The 22,499-nt window shown below is 52.5% G+C and carries 15 protein-coding genes; 10 read left to right on the top strand and 5 right to left on the bottom strand.

Annotation, left to right across the window (positions count from 1 at the left end):
* Positions 1 to 142: 142 nt before the first annotated feature.
* Entirely contained in the window at positions 143 to 535 is a 393-nt protein-coding gene (mscL, locus tag KK062_RS05050) for a large-conductance mechanosensitive channel protein MscL (RefSeq protein ID WP_254083163.1), read from the bottom strand.
* Between the two features lie 203 nt (positions 536 to 738).
* Between mscL and KK062_RS05045 the strand changes: the two genes are divergently transcribed.
* Together KK062_RS05045 and KK062_RS05040 are read left to right on the top strand one after the other, a co-directional pair.
* On the top strand, positions 739 to 3,777 hold the full coding sequence (locus KK062_RS05045) for a PAS domain-containing sensor histidine kinase (protein ID WP_254083162.1): 3,039 nt from the start codon (positions 739 to 741) through the stop codon (positions 3,775 to 3,777).
* Positions 3,767 to 4,171, top strand: coding sequence for a response regulator (locus tag KK062_RS05040; protein ID WP_254083161.1), 405 nt, complete (start codon positions 3,767 to 3,769; stop codon positions 4,169 to 4,171). The genes KK062_RS05045 and KK062_RS05040 overlap by 11 nt, the downstream gene beginning before the upstream one ends.
* A 48-nt stretch (positions 4,172 to 4,219) precedes the next feature.
* Here KK062_RS05040 and KK062_RS05035 read toward each other — a convergent pair whose 3' ends face one another.
* The gene (locus tag KK062_RS05035) at positions 4,220 to 5,686 is read right to left on the bottom strand and encodes a CCA tRNA nucleotidyltransferase (RefSeq protein ID WP_254083160.1); all 1,467 of its coding nucleotides are present in this window, start codon (positions 5,684 to 5,686) and stop codon (positions 4,220 to 4,222) included.
* A gap of 119 nt (positions 5,687 to 5,805) precedes the next feature.
* Between KK062_RS05035 and KK062_RS05030 the strand changes: the two genes are divergently transcribed.
* Positions 5,806 to 5,949, top strand: a complete 144-nt coding sequence (locus tag KK062_RS05030; protein ID WP_254083159.1) for a hypothetical protein — start codon at positions 5,806 to 5,808, stop codon at positions 5,947 to 5,949.
* Positions 5,950 to 5,952: 3 nt separating this feature from the next.
* On the opposite strand, the gene KK062_RS05025 is transcribed toward KK062_RS05030, so the two are convergent.
* Positions 5,953 to 6,702: a DeoR/GlpR family DNA-binding transcription regulator gene (locus KK062_RS05025; RefSeq protein ID WP_254083158.1), complete on the bottom strand. Its 750-nt coding sequence runs from the start codon at positions 6,700 to 6,702 to the stop codon at positions 5,953 to 5,955.
* Positions 6,703 to 6,815: 113 nt separating this feature from the next.
* Here KK062_RS05025 and KK062_RS05020 point away from each other — a divergent pair, with 113 nt between their 5' ends.
* The gene (locus KK062_RS05020; protein ID WP_254083157.1) at positions 6,816 to 8,057 is read left to right on the top strand and encodes an MFS transporter; all 1,242 of its coding nucleotides are present in this window, start codon (positions 6,816 to 6,818) and stop codon (positions 8,055 to 8,057) included.
* A 26-nt stretch (positions 8,058 to 8,083) separates the two neighbouring features.
* A complete protein-coding gene (locus KK062_RS05015) occupies positions 8,084 to 8,536 on the top strand; it encodes a DUF1569 domain-containing protein (protein ID WP_254083156.1) in 453 nt (150 codons plus the stop codon).
* Positions 8,537 to 8,544: 8 nt separating this feature from the next.
* On the opposite strand, the gene KK062_RS05010 is transcribed toward KK062_RS05015, so the two are convergent.
* Together KK062_RS05010 and KK062_RS05005 are read right to left on the bottom strand one after the other, a co-directional pair.
* Positions 8,545 to 9,558, bottom strand: a complete 1,014-nt coding sequence (locus tag KK062_RS05010) for a PorP/SprF family type IX secretion system membrane protein (protein ID WP_254083155.1) — start codon at positions 9,556 to 9,558, stop codon at positions 8,545 to 8,547.
* 34 nt (positions 9,559 to 9,592) lie between these two features.
* The gene (locus KK062_RS05005) at positions 9,593 to 13,294 is read right to left on the bottom strand and encodes a PKD domain-containing protein (RefSeq protein ID WP_254083154.1); all 3,702 of its coding nucleotides are present in this window, start codon (positions 13,292 to 13,294) and stop codon (positions 9,593 to 9,595) included.
* Between the two features lie 658 nt (positions 13,295 to 13,952).
* On the opposite strand from KK062_RS05005, the gene KK062_RS05000 reads away from it, so the two are divergent.
* From KK062_RS05000 to KK062_RS04980, 5 genes are read left to right on the top strand one after another with little or no spacing between them, the layout of a single operon-like run.
* Complete coding sequence (locus tag KK062_RS05000) at positions 13,953 to 17,273, top strand: SusC/RagA family TonB-linked outer membrane protein (RefSeq protein WP_254083153.1); 3,321 nt, start codon at positions 13,953 to 13,955, stop codon at positions 17,271 to 17,273.
* An 18-nt stretch (positions 17,274 to 17,291) separates the two neighbouring features.
* Entirely contained in the window at positions 17,292 to 18,752 is a 1,461-nt protein-coding gene (locus KK062_RS04995; RefSeq protein WP_254083152.1) for a RagB/SusD family nutrient uptake outer membrane protein, read from the top strand.
* Positions 18,753 to 18,785: 33 nt separating this feature from the next.
* Positions 18,786 to 19,652 (top strand): substrate import-associated zinc metallohydrolase lipoprotein, encoded by an 867-nt coding sequence (locus KK062_RS04990; RefSeq protein ID WP_254083151.1) that lies wholly within the window; start codon positions 18,786 to 18,788, stop codon positions 19,650 to 19,652.
* 33 nt (positions 19,653 to 19,685) lie between these two features.
* Complete coding sequence (locus KK062_RS04985; protein ID WP_254083150.1) at positions 19,686 to 21,053, top strand: DUF4302 domain-containing protein; 1,368 nt, start codon at positions 19,686 to 19,688, stop codon at positions 21,051 to 21,053.
* A gap of 52 nt (positions 21,054 to 21,105) precedes the next feature.
* A complete protein-coding gene (locus KK062_RS04980) occupies positions 21,106 to 22,461 on the top strand; it encodes a Calx-beta domain-containing protein (RefSeq protein ID WP_254083149.1) in 1,356 nt (451 codons plus the stop codon).
* Positions 22,462 to 22,499 lie beyond the last annotated feature (38 nt).

Raw genomic sequence — 22,499 nt, 5'->3', positions numbered from 1 at the left:
GACGGGTTGGGTACGACTGTACCGTAGCCTCGACAGTCTGAAGACTGTCATGGGAGCAGGCACAAGTCTCCGCCCCCGGGTGGGGCTAAGACTTGCGCCAGTGTCTTACTATGCCGCACTTCGGGCGGCTTTTATATTTTGTTTATGGTTTTGTTATGTTTTGACTCTTCAATAAGTCGCGAATCTCGGTGAGGAGCTGGATGTCGGCGGGCGGGGGCGCGGGAGCATCAGCGGGTTTCTTTTCTTCTTTACGTCTGAGCGCGTTGATGCCTTTTACGAAGAGGAAGAGGGCGAAGGCGGTGATGATAAAGATGAAAATGGCCTGAATGAATTTGCCATAGGCGATGACGGCTTCGCCGAATTTATAGCCCAGCTTGGAAAAGTCGAGTCCCCCGGTGAGGATCCCGATGATGGGCATAAAGACGTCGGCTACCAGTGAGCTGACGATGGCATTAAAGGCGGCGCCGATGACCACACCAATGGCCAGGTCGATGACGTTACCCCGGAGGGCAAATTCCTTGAATTCTTTTAACATACGAGTAGGGTCTTTGGTTTAGACTGAAAATTACCATGCCCTGTCGGAAACAACAAACAGAACGGCGAAAGGTTCTTTGTATTTGGTGACTATTTGCAACACCGGGTTTTTATAGATGTGGTAAAAAGATGTATCTTTTATACAAATTACGTTACACGCCCTTCCCAGAAACCGCTAGCTGCTAAACGGCAAAGAGTACAATCATGAAAAAAATGAACACCGATGGCCAGGCAACGCCAGGACACACCGAAGATTTGCATGGCAATAAGCTTCTTCTGCTACAGGCGCTGGAGGCGGCGCAGATCGGGATCTGGCAATGGAATATTCCCCACGACACGATTACCTGGTCGGATAAGGTGTATACCATCTTTGGGCTTTCGCCTTTGACGCCGCCGGGTACATTTGCCGGCTATAGCAACCTGATCCACCCCGACGACCGGAATAAGGTCATCCAGGCCATACACAGCAGCCTGGAACACAAGACGAGCTACTTTATGCAGCATCGTACCAACCCGGCATTGGGCAACCTCCGCTGGATAGAGGCCTGGGGTACGGTGGTCAGCAACGACCAGGGTGTGCCGGTGACACTGGTGGGATCGGTTCATGACATTACGGCCAACAAGCAGGCGGACCTGGACCGCGATGCCTGGCAGGCACGCTATGAGCTGATCGCAGCCGCCACGGGCCAGGTGGTATACGATTATGAGCTGAAGTCGGGCAGTATTCGTTGGAACGGTGTGATGCGCGAGGTGCTGGGCTATACGGCCGACGAGATGGGTAATATCGACACGTGGGAGTCACTGATCCACCCCGACGACCGCGCCGCGGTCGCCCGCGAGATCGATATGGCTACACGCACCCTGCAGCCCTACGATCAGGTATATCGCTTCCGCAAAAAGGATGGCGACTATATTTCGATCCACGACAAAGGTTTTTTTATGACCCTGGGCAGCGACCACGCGGTGCATATGCTCGGGTCGATGCAGGATTACTCGCGCCAGACACGCTATGAAGAGGCCTTTCGCGAGAACGAGCTTTTTCGCAAGAGCCTGGAAAGCTCGATGCCCGCCATGCTTTATGTATTGGACGTACAGCGGTATAAATACGTCTATACGAACGGCGTATCGCTGACAGGCTTTAACCACCAGGAAGTCGAGGCCATGGGCGACCTGTTTATTCCCTCCGTTATTCACCCAGAGGATCTGAACCGCATACCCCGCTGGACGAACGAGGCCCTGGGCTTCACGCAGGAAGCGCAGCTACGCATTCGCACCCGCGACGGCGAGTGGCGCTGGTTGCTGACACGTAATACTGTCTTCAAAAAAGACGAGCAAGGCACCGTTACGCAGATCATTGGCATTGCCCAGGATATCACCGAACAGAAAACGGCTGAAGAGGCGTTGCGCCGCAGCGAACAAAGCTATCGCGAGCTGTTTGACACGGTGGGCGAGGCGATCTATATCCAACATCCCGACGGCACCTTTGCCGATGTAAACCGCGGGGCCAGCATTATGTATGGTTATCCGAAGGAAGCTTTTATCGGGCGTACACCGGCGTTTCTTTCCGCCGAAGGGTGTAATGATTTTGAGGCGCTCGCGCAAATGACGGTGGCCGCGCTGAAGGGGATTCCGCAGATCTTTGAGTGGTGGGGCAGAAAGGCCAATGGCGAGATCTTTCTGAAAGAGGTTCGTTTGAAAAAGGGCACTTACTTTGGTCAGGATATGCTGATCGCCACGGCCTGGGACATCACCCAACAAAACGCCATGGTCAATGCGTTACGCGAAAGCGAGGCCAGCTTTCGGGACTTGTTTAACACGGTCGAACCAATTTACATCCAGAACCGACAGGGATTGTTTCTGGACATCAACCAGCGCGGCTACGAAATGTACGGCTATACGAAGGAAGAGTTGATCGGTAAACATCCAATCGACCTGGCTGTGCCGGGTAAGAACGACCTGGAAGCGTTGAAGCATTCCACCGAACGTGCCTGGCAGGGTATACCGAGTATGTTTATCTGGTATGGCTTAACAAAGGATCAGCGGGTGCGTGTCGTGGAGGTCATCCAACAGAAAGGCACTTATTTTGGGCAGGAGGTGGTGATTGCCTCGGCGCACGACATTACGGAAAGTCGCAAGGCGGACATCGCGCTCCGCGAAAGCGAGCAGCGCTTCCGGACCTTGCAGCAGGCGTCGTTTGGCGGGATCGGGTTGCACGACCAGGGCCGTATTCTGGACTGCAACCAGGGGTTGTCGGATATGACCGGCTATGGCGAAGAGGAATTAAAAAGCATGAACGGTCTCGATTTAGTAGCGCCCGAGTCGCGCGACGAGGTGCTGGAAAAGATTCACGCGGGATACGAAAAGACGTACGACGTGACGGGTGTACGCAAGGATGGCTCGCGGTATGCGCTGGAAATCCAGGCGAAGATGATCCCGTACCAGGGTAAGACAATCCGTGTAACGGAGTTCCGCGACATTTCAGACAGAAAGCGCGCGGAAGAGCAAATTATTGAGCAAAACAGTAAGCTGGTAGCGCTGACGGAAGACCTGAAACGCAAGAACGAGCAGTTGGAGGAGTTTACACAGATTGTATCGCACAATCTCCGCTCGCCGGTCGGCAACATTCTAACGTTGCTAAGCTTCTTTGAAACGGCCGAAACGGATGAGGAGCGTGCGGAATACCTCAAGCTGCTGAAAGAATCGGGCGACATTACGCTCACCACGTTGCACGAGCTGAACGAGGTGCTTAAGATCAAGCAGAACAAAAACATCGAAAAGCAGCTTTTACGTTTTGAAGACTGTTTTCATCTAACCCGGGCGATGCTGACCGCGCGTATTGCCGAGACGGAGGCACAGTTGGTCTGTGATTTTTCAGAGGCGCCGCACGTACATTATCCGAAGATATACCTGGAGAGCATCCTGCTAAACCTGCTTAGCAATGCCTTAAAATATAATTCACCGGAAAGGACACCCATCATCCATTTTAAAACGTATTATTACCACAAGGACCTGGTTCTGGAAGTGAGTGACAACGGACTGGGTATTAATCTGGAGCGGCATGGTCACCATGTGTTCAAGCTGCGGAAGACTTTTCACCGCCATCCTGAAAGCAGGGGTATTGGATTATTCATGATAAAAAATCAAATTGAGGCCATGGGAGGTGAAATTACCCTCTCGAGTAAACAGCACGAGGGCACTACCTTCTATATCAACTTCACTAAGAACCTGACGGATGGAAACTAAAGCTCCCATCATTGCCCTTGTAGACGACGACAAGGTGTTTCAAATTACGGCGTCGCGCACCCTCAAGGCTGCCCAGCTATCGGACAAGATCCTGCAATTCGACAACGGCGAAGAGGCCCTGGACTTTCTTCGCGACCATGCGCGCGAATCCGAGACGCTGCCCGACTACATCTTCCTGGATATCAACATGCCGTTTGTAGACGGCTGGATGTTTCTGGATGATTATGCGGATTTAAAGACCAATCTCTCGAAGCCGATCGAGATCTTTATGGTAAGCTCTTCCATCGATCCACGCGACATGGATCGCGCCCGGCAGAATGTCAACGTACGGGAGTATATCATTAAGCCCGTGACCCGCGAAAAGTTTATCGAGCTTCTGAACGCCGCAGCCTAGCGACCACGTTGCCCTTGTGCCTACCGGCAGGGCAGGTGTCTCTGAAAATTACTCTGCCGTCCGGGGGCCGGAGACCGGCGTCTGGGAGGTAAGGTCTTGCGGCGCCTTGACCAGGGTCAGCCCTTTTTCGGCGGCGATCTTCATTAACAACGTCAGGGCTTCCTGGCGGTCGTTGCGTATTTCCCCTTCCAGTATCGCTTCTTTGATCTGCTCTTTGACGTCGCCGATGATGCGGCTGGGCGGGATCTGAAACATGTCCATGATCTCGTCGCCGGTAACGGGTGGCTGAAAGTTCCGGATCTGATCCTTCTGTTCTACTTCCGCCATTTTCTGCTCGACGACGTCGAAGTTCTTGAGAAAGCGGTTTACCTTCTCGTTGTTCTTGGACGTGATGTCGGCACGGCAAAGCATCATCAACGCGTCGATCTCATCGCCGGCATCAAAGAGCAACCGGCGCAGCGCCGAGTCGGTCACTTCTTTTACCAGGGGTATAGGCCGCAGGTGCAAGCGTACCAGCTTTTGCACGAAGAGCATCTTTTCATTGAGGGGCAGCTTGAGACGCCGGAAGATGTTGGGCACCATGCGGGCACCTTTGTCTTCGTGACCATGAAAGGTCCAGCCGTGGGTTTTGTCAAAGCGCTTGGTAGCAGGCTTGGCGATGTCGTGCAGAATGGCTGCCCACCGCAGCCACAGGTCGTACGATACAACGGACACGTTGTCGAGTACCTGCAGGGTATGGTAGAAGTTGTCTTTGTGCGATTTATTGCCCACGGATTCGACACCGTACAGCGCGACCAGCTCGGGGAAAAAGATCTTGAGCAGGCCTGTGTTGTAGAGCAGCTTAAAGCCGTACGAAGGCACGGGGCTGAGGATGATCTTGTTGAGCTCGTCGGTGATACGCTCCTGCGATACGATCTTGATACGGTTGGCCTGGCTGACGATGGCCGCATAGGTATCGGGTTCGATGTCATAGCTGAGCTGCGCGGCAAACCGTATGGCCCGCATCATGCGCAGCGGATCGTCCGAGAACGTGGTGATGGGATCGAGCGGCGTGCGGATGGTTTTTCGCTTCATGTCGGCAATGCCGTCGAAGGGATCGACCAGGTTGCCGAAGGTGCTTTTATTCAGGCTGATGGCCAGGGCATTCATGGTGAAGTCACGGCGCTGCTGATCGTCTTGCAAGGTGCCGTCTTCGACAATCGGCTTGCGCGAGTCGCTGCGGTAGGACTCACGGCGGGCGCCGACAAACTCCAGCTCGAGGTCGTTGTATACGATCTGCGCGGTGCCGAAGTTTTTAAATACGTTTACGTGCACATCCGGGCCGAGCTGGCGGGCGACGGCCTGGGCCAACGCAATGCCGCTACCGACGCACACGAAGTCGATGTCTTTGGAGGGCCGTTGAAGTATCAGGTCCCGGACGTATCCCCCGACTACGTAGGTGTCGACGCCGAGCTGGTCGCCGGCGGCGCCGATGGCTTGAAATACGGGGTGTTCGAGGGACGAGGCCAGGTTCATGAAAAACTTAATTCAGCCGCCAAAGGTAAGGCAATCCGACAGGATGTAGGGCATGCAAGAACAAAGTTTCTGAGGGGATTGTTAGCTTTGCGGGCACGATATTGTACGTGTTTCGCTTTATGAAAGCTTTTTTTAAAGTTCTCGCCAAATTCAACAAACTGATCCTGCCCCGCTACAGCAAGCGGGATATCAACCACTTATCCAAAATCGACAAGGCCGTGGTGGCCTGGCGGTATTGGGTTACGGTGCATGCATTGGATTGATGCCTATAGGATCGAAATACCCGAGTCTTTAAAGGTCTGCTCGGCCAGGGATATTCCTTCTTCGTCCGTAATGACGACGTTGACGGATGACGCCGGGCAGATAAAGAACGCCTCGGCGGTGTTGATACGTTCATGCGTGCTTAACGCGATCACTTGTTTGGAGACATCGACGATCGCTTTTTTTACTTCGCTTTCTTCGTAGTTGATGGTGGTGACACCGATCGTGGGATGAATGCTGCAGATACCCATGAAGTATATATCGGCGCGAATGTTTCGGAAGAACCGAAGGGTGTCGTGGCCCACCGTTGTGTAGGCACTTTTGTATAGTCTCCCCCCGGCAAACAGTACTTCAATTTTAGGATGCGACTCGAGCACGTTCACCACGGGGAAGCTGTTGGTGACAACGGTTATTTCCATGTCTTGTGGTAAAATACTGGCGATGGCCATGGCGGTTGTACCGCTGTCGAAGGCTACTACCTGCCCGGGCTGCACCAGGCTTACGGCTTTCTCGGCAATGATCTTTTTTACTTCGCTCTTATAATGCAGCCGGTCTGAAAAATGATGCGGCGTGGGCGAGTGCGGCACGGCGCCACCGCGCACTGCCTTCAACAATCCCTGATCTGTAAGTTCCTTGAGATCCCGGCGCACGGTGTATTCGGAAACTTCTAATTGCTCACTCAGGGCTTTCAAGGTGACTTTCTGATCTTCCGAAAGCTGTTTTAAGATCAATTGAAACCGCTCTTCTTTTAGCATACTTGCAATATTATGCATTTTGTAGCATGTAAAGAGCAGGATATTGAATTATTTTGATGCTACATCTTGCAATATTGAGCAATATAGCTACATTTATTGCAAAATATTGCAATATGAGCACAATCGCAGAAATCAAGAGAGAGAAGCTATTTATTGTCCCGGAACCGGTTGCCACTCGCGCGGAAGCCCCGGCAAAAGAGTCTCTACAATCGTCGTTACGCAGAAACCGAGCGGCAGTGGGGCTGGTGTTTTTCCTGCATGGATTATGTTTTGCCAGTTGGGCTTCGCGGATCCCGACGATCCAGGCGAACCTTCATCTTACTTCGTCAGCCTTAGGGGCTGTGCTGTTTGCCTTGCCGGCGGGATTTTTTATATCGCTGCCGTTTGCCGGATGGCTGGTCGGGCGGCTCGGCAGCAAACGGGTGGTGATCGTGGCGGCCGTGTTGTATAGCCTGGCGTTGGTCTGTGTAGGAGCATCGTCGACGGTGCTGGCGCTGGTGTGCTGCCTATTTTGTTTTGGGTTCTTTGCCAACCTGCTCAACATTTCGATCAACACGCAGGCTGTTGTGGTGGAGCGATTATACCAGCAAAAGCTGATGGCGACATTCCATGGCTTGTGGAGCCTGGCGGGCTTTACCGGCGCAGCAATGGGTACCTGGATGATGGCGCACGCGGTGCCGCCGGCTCACCATTATATTCTGATCTGCGTCATCTTTCTGCTCGTGATCGGCACGTGCGCGTTTTACCTGGTATCGCAGGACGATGTCGCCGGCGAGAAGCTGCCGCTCTTTGCCTTGCCAGACCGGGCGCTGATCAGCCTGGGCTTGATTGCGTTTTGCTCGATGATTGCGGAAGGTGCGATGTTTGACTGGAGTGGTGTATATTTTAGTAATGTAGTGCATGTAGACGCGTCCTATACCGGCTTAGGCTACACAACGTTTATGATCGCCATGGCGGGTATGCGGTTTGTGGCTGACAGGTTTTCCGCCCGGTTTGGGTTAACACGTATTTTGCAGGTTAGCGGTCTGCTGACAACGGTAGGTTTATTGATTGTTGTATTGTTTCCTTCGCTCCTACCCTCGCTGGCGGGTTTCTTTTTGATTGGCATGGGTGTATCGTCGGTTGTGCCGCTGGTCTTTAGCGCGGCGGGCAAGTCGAAGACGCTTTCGCCCGGGGTTGCAATTGCGGCGGTGTCGTCGCTTGGGTTCATGGGCATGTTGATCGGCCCGCCGATCATCGGCTTTATCGCAGAGGCTACCAGTCTGCGGATGTCTTTTCTGGCGCTGCTGGTGTTGTCGGTGTCTGTTGTGGTTCTTTCTTCTGTTAGGGCACGGTCTGCTTCCGGCGCTGAGTAATTAAACCAACCTCAATTCCATATCCTATGAAAACTGTTTTTGATGAAGCTACCCGGAGCGAGCTGATCCGGCGGATCAATTCTTTACAAGAGAATAAAGAAGCGCAGTGGGGAAAGATGAATGTATACCAGATGGCAAAGCACTGCAACCTGTGGGATGAATGGGTGCACGGCCGGAATAACCCGATCTATATCCGGTCTTTTCTTGGGCGGATCTTTGGGAAGTGGGCGTTGAAGAACTCGGTGAAAGATGACACGCCGATGCAGCGGAATATTCCCACGTCGCGCGATTTGGTTATACACGAGAAAAGCGGTGACCTCTGCCTTCAGAAAAAGAAGTGGACAGAACTCGTCTCGGCCTATGCGCACTATTCAAACCCGGCTTTCGTACACGACTTCTTTGGCAAGATGACGCAGGAGGAGATCGGGATCTTTGCGTATAAACATGCTGATCACCACCTGCGGCAGTTTAGTTGTTAACCCCGCTGCTAGTCCTTATTAAACGTCGGGCAGGGAATGAAGCGTTCTTTTTTGCGGGTTTTGACGCGGGTGCCTAGATCGACTTTGAACTTCAGGGCGATCTCGTGGGCGCCGCCGGAGATGGGGCCCAGGTCGGAGACGGTGACGTCATAGCTATAAGTAAGCTCTACCTTCTGTAGCTGGAAACCGAGGATGACTACGACAGCGTCCTGGCTGATGTTGTCGCGGACGTTTTGTTTAATGGGTATGCCGCGGTACCAGAGGCCCAATACGAGCGGCTCATAGAGGAAATAGGTGCCGATATCGAGTTGGTCGAAGGTGCCTTGTGCTTTATATACGAAGGATGGCGCAAGGGCTGCGACACGATCTTTCTTGAACAAGCCGTGATACAACGGAATGCGTACACCGCCGTGTATGGTGGTTTTGATGGGGATCTGCGCTTCGCTGTTGAGCATGGAGCGGTTGGGCCGATTGATATGGGAAGTAGACATGCCGATCCAGAACTTTCGGTTGTAGGCCAGGATACCACCGCCAAAGTCGAAGTAGGTGGTATTTTTGAGGCCCAGGTCCGTGGGCGGCGGCAGATTGATACCATCCTGGTCGAATTCGAGCTGTTCATAAAACACCAGGCGGTTATAGTCTACGGTGCGGAAGCCCACGCCAAAGTTCAACCCCGCGGATAGTACCCACTTGTCTGAGAGGCGGACCTTGTAGGCATACTGGAGGTTGAACTGCGTGGACTTTAAATTGGCAGACCCGGCTTTGTCGGCCAGAATCAAAACACCCAGGCCGCTGTTGAGGCTGGATAAGTTGTAGTCGTATGAAAAGGCATAGGTCTCGAAGGCTGTAGTAATGTTGGGCCACTGGTTGCGGTAGTTGGCCATGAAGCGATGGTCTTCGGACGTGCCCGCAAAGGCGGGATTCAGGTAGAGCGGTGCGGCGTAGTATTGTGAGAACTCGGGGTCTTGCGCCTTCGCCGCGAGTGTATACACTATAGCCAGAATTGTAAAAAATCTTTTCATGCGGTGCCTGTTATCGTTCCTCTTCTACCCTATCCTACCGTAATAAATTGATGTCGCCTGTACGCGTAAACTGTTTACCATCGTCGTATTCGACGGTGATCTTATAGATGTATACATCTTGCTGGCAAAGCTGGCCCTTGTAGTAGCCATCCCACCCCGACTCGGGGTTAGCGCTTTCAAATAATAATTGTCCCCACCGGTTGAAGACGAACATCTGGAACTTGGTGACGTTGCGCATGAGCGGCAGGAACACTTCGTTGTTCGACACGTTGGTGCTGCCCGGACCGGTGCCGTTGGGTCTGAATGCATTGGGCACAAGCAACTGTCCGCGTTTGATGGTCTGCACAGCATTGGTGATCGACATAGTGTCAGAGCAACCACTGGGGTTATAGGCTATGAGGGAAATGGTAAAGACACCCTCTTCGGTATACTTATGCTGCGGCTCCATTTCCGTCGAGGTTTGTCCGTCACCAAAATTCCAAAGGAAGCTGGTCGCGCCAAAGCTGCGGTTGTTGGTATACAGCAGCTCGTTGGGTACGTTGAGTACCTTGGGGAAGGTGGCAAACTGCGCCGTGGGTGCGTCGTAGACTTCAATAATTTCCGGCTTGGTGATTTGTACGATCTGCCCCAGCACGTTTGTAGCCCTGAGTGTAACGGAGTATATGCCTGGTTCGAAATATGTATGAACCGGATTGACGGACATCGCGGTGCCCCCGTCGCCAAAATCCCAGACATAACTGCCGGGGTCGGCGTATTGGGAGGTGTTGGTGAACTGCACCGTAAGCGGTGCGCAGCCAAAGGCGGGGTCGTAGGTAAAGTCAAGTATCGGGGGGATGGGGCGAATGGTAACCGTCTCAACGTGTTCGTCGATACAATCATTGTCGCGTACCGTCAACGTGATGGTATAGGTGCCAAAAGTAGTATATGTATGCGGGGGGGCGTCGCGGTCGGTAGAGGTTGTACTGTCGCCGAAGTTCCATAGATAATCCCACGGGCCGGGTGTACTGGTGTTGGTTATGGTGACGGTGGAATTGGGCAGCGTTTGATCCGTTGGCAACGCTGTAAAGGAGGCACTGATGCCCGGGTTTCGCGGAATGAGAACGTTGTGCGTCGTCGGTGGGCTGGGGCAATTGGCAAAGTTGGTGGTGATGAGTCGGATGACGACGTTCTGGTCTACCGTTGTCGATCGCGGAATGGTATAATCGAGATTGTCGCCGGTGGGTGTGGCCATGACCACGCCATTGATGGTAATGCGCCAGTTGTATGCCTGCAGACCTTTTTGCGTAGCGTCGAGATGAAGCACGACGCTGTCGCATGTATAGGATACCGTGTCGTAGGTAAACGCTGATGATGGTACGGGATTGATACGAATCGAGACTGTCGAGTCGCCATAACACATGCTGGGCAGTACGGCGCGAAGCGTGACGGTGAAGTCACGAATGGCCTGGGTCGTGTTTTGAAACTCGTAGTTAAACGCGGGCGTGGCGCCGGTGCTAATCTGATCCAGCTGACCGGAAATGTCGGCGATGGTCCAGATATATTCTGACGGATTCATGGACTGCGTTTCGGTGTCCACGGCAAAGTCTACTTCTACCGGGGAGCAGTTGTCGTTGAAGGGCGAATAGTTGAGCGACACGAAGCCGGCGGCAGGCCCCGGGAATACGGTGATTGTAATGGGTGCAGAAACGGAATCGCAGCCGCGGGTGGTGACGGCACGCAGCCGCACCCGGTAGTCCACGTTAATGAGTGTTGTATTGACGAAATCGCGTGTATACTGACCGTTAAAGCCCGGATCGGTAGGCCGTTGTACGGAGTCTACCTGGAAGCCTGCTCCGCTGCCGTTATCAATCTCCCAACGATATTCCTGGATGGTGGCCGTCTGACCGGCGGCCGTGTTGGTAAAGTTGACCGTCAACACGCTACAGCCCGAGAGGCGATCGGCCGTGAAGGTGGAGAGCGGTTTGGGGTCTACAATAACATTGGGCTTTACGATAATCACTTCACAGCCGCCACCGGTTACGACACGGAGGGCGACCCGACGCGTGCCGGCGGTGGCGTAGGTATAGTCAAACTCTATCTCATCGTCGAGCGCTGGGTCTTTGTCGAAGCTGCCGTCATAGTCCATGTCCCACTCACGCAGGGTGATGCCTTCGGCAAGAATGGGATCGAGCGTAGTGGCATCTATGAAATGCGTGGCGGTACCGACGCAGACCCGATTGAAGGTAAAGTTGGGTTCCGGCTTTTCGTATACGCGTATCGTGTCCGTGTCTGTCGTTGTACAAAGGGTTAGGTTGTCGCGTACTGTGAGTCGTATGCGGTAAAGACCCGGTGCGATAAAGGGGCGATCGAACGGTCCCAGTAATGTCGTTGAAAACCCGCCGCCAGAGGGTTCCTCCAGGATCAAGTTGTTCGACGCATCAAAGAATTCCCATCGCCGGCCCGTCGTAGGGGTGGCGGTGCCTGTGGAGACGTCGGTGAAGCGCACCCCGAAGTTGGTGAACGGCGCTGCGGTTTCCTGGCAGAAGTCCCGGTTGGTCAACGGCACGTTGGTAAGTGGATCGGTTAGGCCAATGGCGGCTACCAGGGAGGGTGTGATGTTTACCGTGTGTGTGATCTCGGCGTCACAAGTGCCCTGAGCTGATGCATTGCGGACACGCAAGCGGATGAGCTTAACGCCACCCGTGGGATACGAAAAGACCGGGTTCGCATCGTTACTGGTTTCTAACAGTACGGTACCGGCGGCATCATTGTAAAACTCCCATGTATAACCGATGTTTCCGGCGCCGGTGGTTTGATTGCGAAAGAAGATATCTTCGTCGATACAGAAGTTGGTGGTGGTCGTGCCGGCGCCGTTGCGTGTGAAGAAGTCCGGTACGGGCGCGGCTACGATCTCCACATATCCGCGCGTGACGATGGCATCTTCGTAGTTGGGATTGGCGTTGTTGCCATTCCAGGGATTACACACGTTCCAATTAAACATGGTGACTTCAAAGCGATTGCCGACGGCGTTGGCTGCGTCAGCGGGTGCATTCATGGGGAATGACGCTGAGATGGGCCCATCTGCCGGTACGGGTACTATCTCGACGGGGCCGAAGTATGCCGCTGTTACGGGTAGCACCGCCCCTCGGGTCTGCGGACTGACCAGGTTGCCGGTGGCATTCGTCAACGCCTGCGGGCCACCATCGGTCAATGTCAGGTTACGAATAGTAGCCGCCGCGTTGTGATTTGTGCCGTACACAAACTGTACGTGCCGCGCCCCGCGGTTGGGCACGTCGGGTTCAACGATAATATTACAATTAAACTCTGAGGCATCACGGAAGATAGCATTTGTGACGGGGTTGTTATAACACACATCCCAGGTCTCTGGCGCCATTTCGACCTGGCCGTTGCCCTCATCATCGGTGCTCCAAAAGAAAGCGCTCTGACGCTGGATGGATGTTGGGCAAACTGCGCCATTAATGACGATGTAGGCTGTGGGTATAATGCTACAATCGTTGTTGGTGTTATAGGTGAAGCTCGCGTCGGCGGTAAATTCGGTACCACCACCACCGACAATTAAACCTGCGCCCGTAACGAGTGTTGTGGAGTTCGCGGGGTCATTCCATTCATAGAGGATGGCGATGGATCCGGGAACTTGCGGCGTGGAGAACGAGTATGTCACCTGGAATTGTGTGACTGACACGGGCGCGCAGTCCTGATCCGTATCGAAATCAACGGAAATTGTCGGGCGTAGCATGTTACACTGCGCATGCGCATAGTAGACTGCCCCACAAATTAAAAAAATAGAGAGTAAAGCTTTTTTTAGACCCATCCCATTATACCGGTTGCACACTTATCTACCGATCAAAGGCCAGCCTATAGAACATGAAAGACGCCGTTAATCGAAGTACCGGCGCAAAAGAAACCTTTACAAAAGGTTCGAAATATTACCTGATCGCCGAACCCGACTAATCCGGTGTTAAAGTGCAAGAATGTAAGTCGGATGGTTTAAAAAATTGGGCCTAAATCGATACCAAAACAGACACTTAACTCAAAATTCTCGTCTCGGAAAGAAGGGATGTCGTCCGGATTTTATTGGGAAATGTCTTTATCCAGGCATATAAAGTTGCGACACCGTCACAATTTCACTTGAATTTGTGAGGTAATTGGCTAATTTTAGAAACTAGCGGATGGGCCTATGGGAAGATTTTTACATCATCAAGCACGACCTCTCACGACTTTCTATAAAAACAGCGTTTCCAGGGGTTTACAAATGGATAAAACTCCGATGCCGGCGGATAACCGCGTCGTACCGTTGGATAAACGCCCAACTGTTCCCATCCCTTCTTACGGACGATACTCCGTAATTATCCCTACGTTTTTTTACCAATTTACTCATTACCATACCTAACAGCATGAAGACATCTCTACTCCTTGGAGTACTCCTCCTATGGACTCTGCTGCAGGCACATGCCCAGGAATTTAAGGTTTCAGGAAAGGTGACAGCGGCAAAAGATGGTTCCTCCCTACCGGGTGTAAACATCCGTATTAAAAATACCAATCGTGGTACCATTACTGATGGCGACGGTGTCTATGAATTGATGGCGCGCTCCTCGCGTGACACCCTTGTCTTTTCGTTTATCGGCTTTCAGCCACGCGAAGTTGTCATCGGTCAACAGACTACTGTAAATATACCGCTGGATGCAGAGACCACCGAACTGGATGAAGTCGTGATCACGGGGTTCCAGGAAGTAGACCGAAAGTTGTTTACCGGTTCGACGGCCACGGTGAAGATGGCGAATATTAAGAGTACGGGTATGAACGACGCGAGCCGCATGCTGGAGGGCCAGGTGGCCGGGGTGACCGTCGACAATGTGTCGGGTACCTTTGGTACGAGCCCGAAGATCCGTATTCGCGGTAACACCTCCATCAATGGCGACACCCAGCCGCTGTGGGTGGTGGACGGCGTTATCCTGGAAGACCTCAACAACGTCGCGGCCGACGATATCATTACCGGTAATGCCAACACGCTGACGGCTTCTTCTATTGCCGGCATCAACCCCGACGACATCGAGTCGTTCCAGGTGCTGAAAGATGCTTCGGCAACAGCGTTGTACGGCACACGCGCCAAGAACGGTGTAATCGTTATTACCACCAAAAAAGGTAAGAGCGGCCAGACACGGGTAAGCTATTCGGGTAACTTTTCGATGAACCTGCGGCCTACCTATAAGCAATTCGACATTCTGAACTCGGGCGACGAGATGTCGGTATACCGCGAGATGTATGACAAAGGCCTGATCGACATTACCACGTCTGTAAAGGCGCAGAACTTTGGCGCGCTGGGTAAGATGTTCAATGAGATCAACGCCAAGAATATCAACTGGGGGCCCGGCGGCGAGGGCAGTCTGAATGAAGATTATCTGCACCAATATGAAACCGCTAATACCGACTGGTTTGACGTGTTGTTCCGTGACTTCTCGCTGCAGCAGCAACATTCGTTAAGCCTTACGACCGGCACCGACAAGCACAGCAGCTATTACTCCCTGAGCTACCTGCATGACAACGGTCAGACGATTGCCGACAACGTAAAACGTTATTCGGGTACGGCCAAAAACACGTTTGTATTCTCACCGAAGCTGATGGTGGATCTGAAGCTCACGGGCAACTATCGCGAGCAAAAGGTACCGGGTACGCAGAACCGCGACTTCGACCCGATCTCGGGGCGCTTCCGTCGCGACTTTGACATCAATCCGCTGAGCTATGCGTTGAATACCAGCCGGTCTATCCGGCCCTATACCAGTGATGGCACGCTGGAATATTTTCGCCGCAATTATGCACCCTTCAATATTCTGGAAGAGCTGCGCCTGAACTTTATCAATATTTCGGTGGCTGATATCTCGACGCAGGCCGATATTACCTACCACATCCTGGACAACCTGACCTTCCGCAGCACACTGATGGGGCGGCACGCCACCACGAAGCGCGAGCACGTCATTCATGAGCGTTCGAACCAGGCAGAAGCTTATCGCGCCGACGGCACGCAATACATTGCCGATGCCAACCAACTGCTTTATAAAGATCCGGATGATCCCAGCGGGTTGCCGATGGTGGTGTTGCCCGAGGGCGGCTTTAACAACGTGACGGAGGATGAGCTCCGAAACTTCTATGTTCGAAATAGCTTAGACTGGTCGCATACGATTAACGAGATCCACCACATCAATGTATTGACGGGCCAGGAGATCAAGTATACCAACCGCACGAGTCTTCGCACGGACGGCATCGGGGTTGTGTATGACAACGGTGGCATTGTGAACCTGGATCCTAAGATGATTGAGTTCCTGAGCCGCCAGGGTATTCGTACGTATGCATTGGCGGTGGACAGAGAGCGGTTTGCCGGATTGTTTGTAAACGGGGCATACTCGTACAAGGGCAAGTATATTTTTAACGGTACGGTGCGGTATGATGGCTCCAACCGTCTGGGCAAAGCGAAGAGCTCGCGTTACCTGCCCACGTGGAATGTGAGCGGCGCCTGGAATGTTACCGAAGAGGACTTCGTGAACATTCCCTGGCTGAACAGCCTGAAGGTTCGGGCGACGTACGGTCTTTCGGCTAACCTGGGGCCGAATACGAGCGCATTGCTGAACCTGCAATCCGGTGTGACCCTTCGCCCGTCGGATGTCGAGACCTACTTATACATCGATGCTTTGGAAAACCGCGACCTGACCTGGGAGAAGCTGAAAGAGTTTAACGTGGGCTTCGACTATGCGGTGTTGAACAACCGCGTGTCGGGTACCGTGGATTTCTTTAAGCGTAACTCGTACGATCTGATCGGTCTGATCCAAACGAGCGGTGTGGGTGGCAATCCGTATAAGTATGGCAACTATGCCGATATGCAATCGCACGGTATCGAGTTTACCATCAATACACAGAACCTGCGGATTGGCAATTTTTCGTGGGCCACTGGCTTTAACGTGGGGTATACCCAAGACAAAATCACGCGGTTGAACTTCAACCCGCGCCTGGGCGATGCCATTGTGCAGGGTGGTGCCGCCGTGCAGGGAGGTCCGCGGCGTGGATTGTACTCCACGCGTTTTGCCGGCCTCGATCAACGCGGTATTCCCACCTTCTATGATGGCAGCGGCGAGATTGTTTACAACTATGATCTGCAGGACCGGGAGAATATCTGGAATATCTTACACTACGACGGACCTGGGGAGCCGCGTGGCGCCGGCGGTTTGACCAACATCATTAGCTATAAAGGGTTTACGCTGAACGCGCTGCTGTCGTTTAAGTTTGATTACAAGATTCGCCTGGACGATGCATACAGCCCGCGCTATACCGACTTCAACTCACTGTCACGAAATTTTGTAAACCGCTGGGTTGTTTCGGGCGACGAGCTGATTACCGACGTTCCGTCGATTTTGGATCAGCGCGTGCTGGCGGTGGAAAATCCGGACTACCAGAGCGCGTATGATCTTTATAACAAAAGCACGGTACGCGTCGCCGATGGCGGCTATGTACGGCTCAAGACGGTGCGGTTGAGCTACACCATACCCGGACAATGGATACGGCGTATCGGCGCCAACACGGCGTCGATCTCGGTGGAAGGTCAGAACCTGGCCCTCCTCTACTCGGACAAAAAGCTCAACGGTCAAGATCCTGAGTTCTTTTCCTCGGGGGGAGTGGCCTTGCCGCAACCACGCTTATTTACCACGGCAATCAACATCGGTTTTTAATTTAACACAGGCATTCACATGAAACGATATATTATCTACTATGGCGCGTCGCTGATCCTGGGGGTAACGTTGCTGACGGGGTGTGACAAATACCTGGAGGAAAATCCGGACAACCGGGTCGATTTGAATACGACCGAAAAGGCGGCGCAGTTGCTGACCAACGCCTATAGCTCGGGCGGCTATGCGTTTACGGAATGGATGACAGACAACGTAACCTATACTAACGGCACGACCAAGTTGCCGGAGCACGTGCAGGCCTACGAATGGAACGTCATTTTTCCGGTAAGCCAGGATACTCCTACGAACTTCTGGGAGACCACATACGATGCCATCGCGCACGCGAACGAGGTACTGGCGGTGATCAATGATCTGCCCGGCGAAAAGGCCCAGCGCGACGCGGTAAAGGGTGAAGCGCTGTTGACACGAGCCTATGGACATTTTATGCTGGTGAACCTGTTTGCCAAACACTACAATGCCACTACAGCCGATGACGACCCGGGTATTCCCTACCCTACTGCGCCGGAGCGGGACTTTTTAGTACAGTACGAGCGCTTGTCGGTCCAGGAGGTTTACGACATAGTAGAAGACGATTTGCTGGCTGGTCTGAAACTGGTCGATGCTACGTTCTATGCTAATTCGGGGAAATACCATTTCACGCGCGATGCGGCGTTGGCCTTTGCGTCCCGTTTTTATCTGTACAAAGGCGACTGGCAAAAATGCGTTGACTACAGTACGCAGATGCTGGGTGACAATCCGGATGTTTTTGTAAAAGACATTTATGGCATGCTGAAGGAGAGCAGCAACGATGATGACTTTATCCGCAAGTATACGGCGCCGACCGAGCGAAGCAATCTGCTGATGATCCGCCAGGTAACAAACTTCCCGGTAAATGTCGGCTTTTGGCCTGACTTCAACATTTATGAATACCTGTTCTACATCAACCCTTTTAACAGTGACGACGATGCCCGGATCAGCTCAGAGGGGTATCCGGTGTACCAGCGCGGCGACAACGGGATCTGCGTGAACAAGTACGAGTTTTTGTTTGAGCGTACCAGCATTACGTCGAATGTGGGCACGTACTATACTATCGCCACGGCGTTTCATGGCGAAGAGGTACTCTTGAACCGGGCCGAGGCCTACGCGCAATTGAACCAGATAAACCCCGCGCTGGCCGATCTGCAAATCCTCGCGCGTAAGCGGTATGCACCAAACGTAACGCTGAACACGACCACGCTGCGCGACTATTACGGCAGCTCAAACAACCAGTTGATAACGTTGACGTATGCCCTGGAGGAGCGGCAAAAAGAGTTCATCCACGAGGGCTTGCGCTGGTTCGATATTAAGCGCTACAGGTACCGCGTGCAGCACCTCTTACAGGACGGCGGCATCATCACCCTGGAAGCTGACGACAAGCGCAAGGTATTGCAGATACCCCAGGCAGCCATCGATGTCGGCGGACTTACTCCCAATGAACGTTAATCACTCTAGCTGAACACCTGTATGAAACCTAGCATGACCAAAATAACCTCGTTACTCTTCACTGGCACATTGCTGATGACATCTGCCTGTTATGAGAACGACGACGTAAACATCAAGCAAAAAGAGACAGTTCCGTCGACCGACGAGTTGGACGTTTATATCCAGGAGCATTTTGTCGAACCGTATAACATGGCGATCCGGTATAACTATGTGGATCGTTATGTAGACCAAAGCAAGCGCGTCACGCCGGCAGATCGTGAGAACGTGATCCCGATGCTGACCTTCTTGCAAGACTATTGGATCGATCCCTTTCGAAGCGTACCAAACGGTAACAGTTTCTTTAAGCGGTATGTACCTTCGGAGGTAGTGTTTATTGGTTCGACGATTTATAATGCCGATGGCACGGAAATCCTGGGCACGGCTGATGCCGGCGCGCGTATCACATTGTCGCGTGTCAATTTTATCGACATGGACGACCAGGAGTGGCTATTCTTGCAGCTGGGTACGATCTACCATGAGTTTGCGCACGTAATGCACCAGAACTTTAAGCTTCCCCCGAACTATCAGACTATTTCACCGGATGGTTATACTTCGTCCGGATCGTGGTTTGTGCTGACCGAGGAGGAAGCATTGGAACGCGGCTTTGTTTCGCCATATGCTACCAGCTCTTTCAATGAAGACTTTGCAGAGACGGTGGCGTTCATTCTCTATTACCCGGACTTCTATGAGCGTTATTATACCGAAGAGGAGAACTGCGCGACGGTGGCCTGTATAGCCCGCAATGAAGGGCGTGCGCTGATACGGCAGAAGTATGATGCAATCCTGGCGCACTATAAGCAATATACCGGTGTGGACTTGTTGGCGGTCCGCGATATTATTCAAGAAAAGTTAAATGATTAATCCTTTTACCACGCGATCATTATGTATTTACCGATGAAAAAATTGACATCCTTGACGTGGCTCTGCTTCCTGCTTTTTTTAGCAGGGTGTAAGGATGACGACATCAACAAATTCGACAAGTCGGCGGACGAACGTGTAGCCGAGGCGATCGCTGATCTGAAGAGCAAGTTGACAGCGCCGGCGAACGGCTGGAAATTGCTTTATACCCCGGAAGACGGCTATGGCTCATTTCTCGTGCTGCTGGAGTTCCAGGATAACGACATGGTGACGATCAAGACCGATCTGTGGGTAGGGAGCAATAAGTTTTATGAGCAAACGGTAGGGTATCGTATCGACAGCTCGCTGGGGCTGGAGCTCATCATCGAGAACTATTCGTTCTTTGCCTATCTTTTTGAATTCGACCGGGCGACGTTTGGCGCCGAATTTGAGTTTCTTTACCAGCGTCAAAATGACAATGGCGCGTTGTTGTTCAGTAGCAAAACCGATGTCTCTGACAACGCTACACAGTTGTTGTTTGCAGAGGCCAGCGAAAGCGATCTGTACGACCTCGGCGTGGACGTGGCGCAGAAGGTAACCGCCATGTCGGAGGACCTGCAAAAGATCACCACTTCACTGCGTATGACCTACGACGACAAGGATCTGATTTTTTACCTATCACTGGATGAACCCTATCGCAGATTGACCTTTACCTCGGCTTCGCGGAAGAGTAATACGGATCAAACCCAGCAGATAAATTTTACGACGGGATATTACCTGCGGAATGATTCCATTGTTCTCCAGTCGCCGTTGGCCGGGATTTTTGCGGGCGTGACTACATCGATCAAAGGTGTACAGCTAGACAGCGATCAAGGCAGCACGCTGACCCTGTGTGGGGATCCGATACCGGTGCATGGCTATAAAGGTGTGACGTCTGCAGGTGACGACATACTGTTGGAAACGACCCTGGCGGATGCCAGTGGCCCTACCTTTGTGGCTACAGACCTTTATTCTGCGCCCGTGGGTAACGTTGCCTACCTGGGCGAATCTGCATATGGTCAGGTCATTGCCGATCTGCCGACGGCGACGCACTTTCAGCTTTACTATAATACCGTCCTCTCGGACGGTTCTGTATTGACCGGCATTGGCTTCCGCATACAAAACCCTAACAACACGGTTACGTACGCGTTATGGGAATTTGAACCGATCTTCGATGGCAACAACGTGAAATTCAATTTTGCGCCCGAGATTAGCCAGTTAGGTACCGGGACTACTTCGGAGGAAAACCTCGCCGCTGTTACAAAGTATGTTGAATACCTGACGAACGGCGGCAATACTTTTGTATTCCAATACAGCGAAGGTGTCTATGAGTTCAGCAATCCCTGTACTGATTGGAGCGTACTTTTGATCGGACAAAGTGAATAACCCATATGATAACACAACCCTAATCCGTTACAAAACCTAAATCTTAATAATCATGCGAAACCCTTATCCAATTACCAAATCTTTGCTTGCGCTGGCCATTGTTGGTGTAAGCCTGTCGGCGTGTAAAGACGACGATAGTGAGCCAACGCCCCGCGCCACTCTTTCCTTTGAAAAAAGTACGGTATCCGCCGGCGAAGGCAGCGGTGTCGTTACTGTAAACATTGTGCTGGATCGCGGCGCAGCGGAAGATATGACAGTGTCGTATACACTGGCCGGAACGGCCGTCGATAAATTGACAGCGGCGGGCGCGGCGGCGGACTATGAAATCATCGGCGATCATGGCGAGGTTGACATCAAGAAAGGAGAAACCAGCGGCGCGATCGAGATCCAAATTGTTTCCGACGGGGCATATGAGGGTAATGAAACCATCGACATCACCCTGGACGACGTCGATGTCGACAATGTAGATATTGCCGAGAACAATACGACCAAAGTAACGATCCTGGACGATGAGGACGAAGGCGACGTTGTACAGATCTCGTTCGACGAAACGAGCATTGTTACCAGCGAAGATGTTACCGAGCTTTCGGTGGTATTAAATCTGAGCAAACCGGCTCCTGAAAGGCTAGTCTTAAACTATACCCTGGACGGCAGTGCCCTCGATTCTTTGTTCGCATTTGAAAACGATGCGTCATTCCTTGCCGACTATTATGTTGTCAATGGTGAAGGCGGTGAAATCGTAATTGAAAAAGGCGCCACCACTGCCACAATCGACCTCTTCATTTACACCGACATCTTCCTGGAAGATGATGAGACCATTGAAATCTCACTAACCTCAAATTCCGTCGCAGCAGCAGTAGACCAGGAGCCGGTGGAGATTCAAGTCAATCAGCAAGATGGAAGAGTTATCCAATTAGAATGGGAAGATTCCGGCGCTGATATGGACCTTTTATTGTGGGCCGCCGACCCTGGAGAGGATCTTAAAAGGTTCTTCTCCTCTGCATTTGGGTTCACTGACCGGCCCGAGACCATTATTATTCCAGACGTACTTGAACTTCCGGATGCTGACTTTGGTGTCAGCCCTATCTACTTCAGTGGTACCGACAACGAGCTCAACTTCCTGGTGGCGCATGCGACGTTTGCTGACGGCGACTTCCTGGATGATGTAACGGTCAAAGAAGCCAAGTATACCCTGAACAACATCAACAACACCTGGGATCAACAAACTGGCGGCCAGATTCCTCTTGTTGCCCAGACGTTTACCAAACGGGACGGCGTTTACGGGAACATTTCCGGGATCACCGTGGCCGGTGAAGGCAGCCGCCGCACGTCGACGAAACCCGCGCCTGCAGACGTTCGCCATCGTTCGGCTCGTCTGCAAAACACCGTGCGGAGCTTCAACCGTTAATAGACAATAGTAATTATAGCAAGAGGTCCAGCAATGCT

The organism is Dawidia cretensis, from assembly GCF_018598175.1.
GTDB lineage: Bacteria > Bacteroidota > Bacteroidia > Cytophagales > Cyclobacteriaceae > Ohtaekwangia > Ohtaekwangia cretensis.
This window is presented reverse-complemented; position numbering and strand designations above follow the sequence as displayed.

Bases quoted from the DNA above. Each gene is read 5' to 3' on its own strand.
- KK062_RS05015 (WP_254083156.1), top strand. From the start codon at position 8,084: ATGAAAACTGTTTTTGATGAAGCTACCCGGAGCGAGCTGATCCGGCGG.
- KK062_RS05040 (WP_254083161.1), top strand. From the start codon at position 3,767: ATGGAAACTAAAGCTCCCATCATTGCCCTTGTAGACGACGACAAGGTG.
- KK062_RS05045 (WP_254083162.1), top strand. From the start codon at position 739: ATGAAAAAAATGAACACCGATGGCCAGGCAACGCCAGGACACACCGAA.
- KK062_RS04985 (WP_254083150.1), top strand. From the start codon at position 19,686: ATGAAAAAATTGACATCCTTGACGTGGCTCTGCTTCCTGCTTTTTTTA.
- KK062_RS05025 (WP_254083158.1), bottom strand. From the start codon at position 6,702: ATGCTAAAAGAAGAGCGGTTTCAATTGATCTTAAAACAGCTTTCGGAA.
- KK062_RS05005 (WP_254083154.1), bottom strand. From the start codon at position 13,294: ATGCTACGCCCGACAATTTCCGTTGATTTCGATACGGATCAGGACTGC.
- KK062_RS04980 (WP_254083149.1), top strand. From the start codon at position 21,106: ATGCGAAACCCTTATCCAATTACCAAATCTTTGCTTGCGCTGGCCATT.
- mscL (WP_254083163.1), bottom strand. From the start codon at position 535: ATGTTAAAAGAATTCAAGGAATTTGCCCTCCGGGGTAACGTCATCGAC.
- KK062_RS04990 (WP_254083151.1), top strand. From the start codon at position 18,786: ATGACCAAAATAACCTCGTTACTCTTCACTGGCACATTGCTGATGACA.
- KK062_RS05035 (WP_254083160.1), bottom strand. From the start codon at position 5,686: ATGAACCTGGCCTCGTCCCTCGAACACCCCGTATTTCAAGCCATCGGC.
- KK062_RS05010 (WP_254083155.1), bottom strand. From the start codon at position 9,558: ATGAAAAGATTTTTTACAATTCTGGCTATAGTGTATACACTCGCGGCG.
- KK062_RS05020 (WP_254083157.1), top strand. From the start codon at position 6,816: ATGAGCACAATCGCAGAAATCAAGAGAGAGAAGCTATTTATTGTCCCG.
- KK062_RS05030 (WP_254083159.1), top strand. From the start codon at position 5,806: ATGAAAGCTTTTTTTAAAGTTCTCGCCAAATTCAACAAACTGATCCTG.
- KK062_RS04995 (WP_254083152.1), top strand. From the start codon at position 17,292: ATGAAACGATATATTATCTACTATGGCGCGTCGCTGATCCTGGGGGTA.
- KK062_RS05000 (WP_254083153.1), top strand. From the start codon at position 13,953: ATGAAGACATCTCTACTCCTTGGAGTACTCCTCCTATGGACTCTGCTG.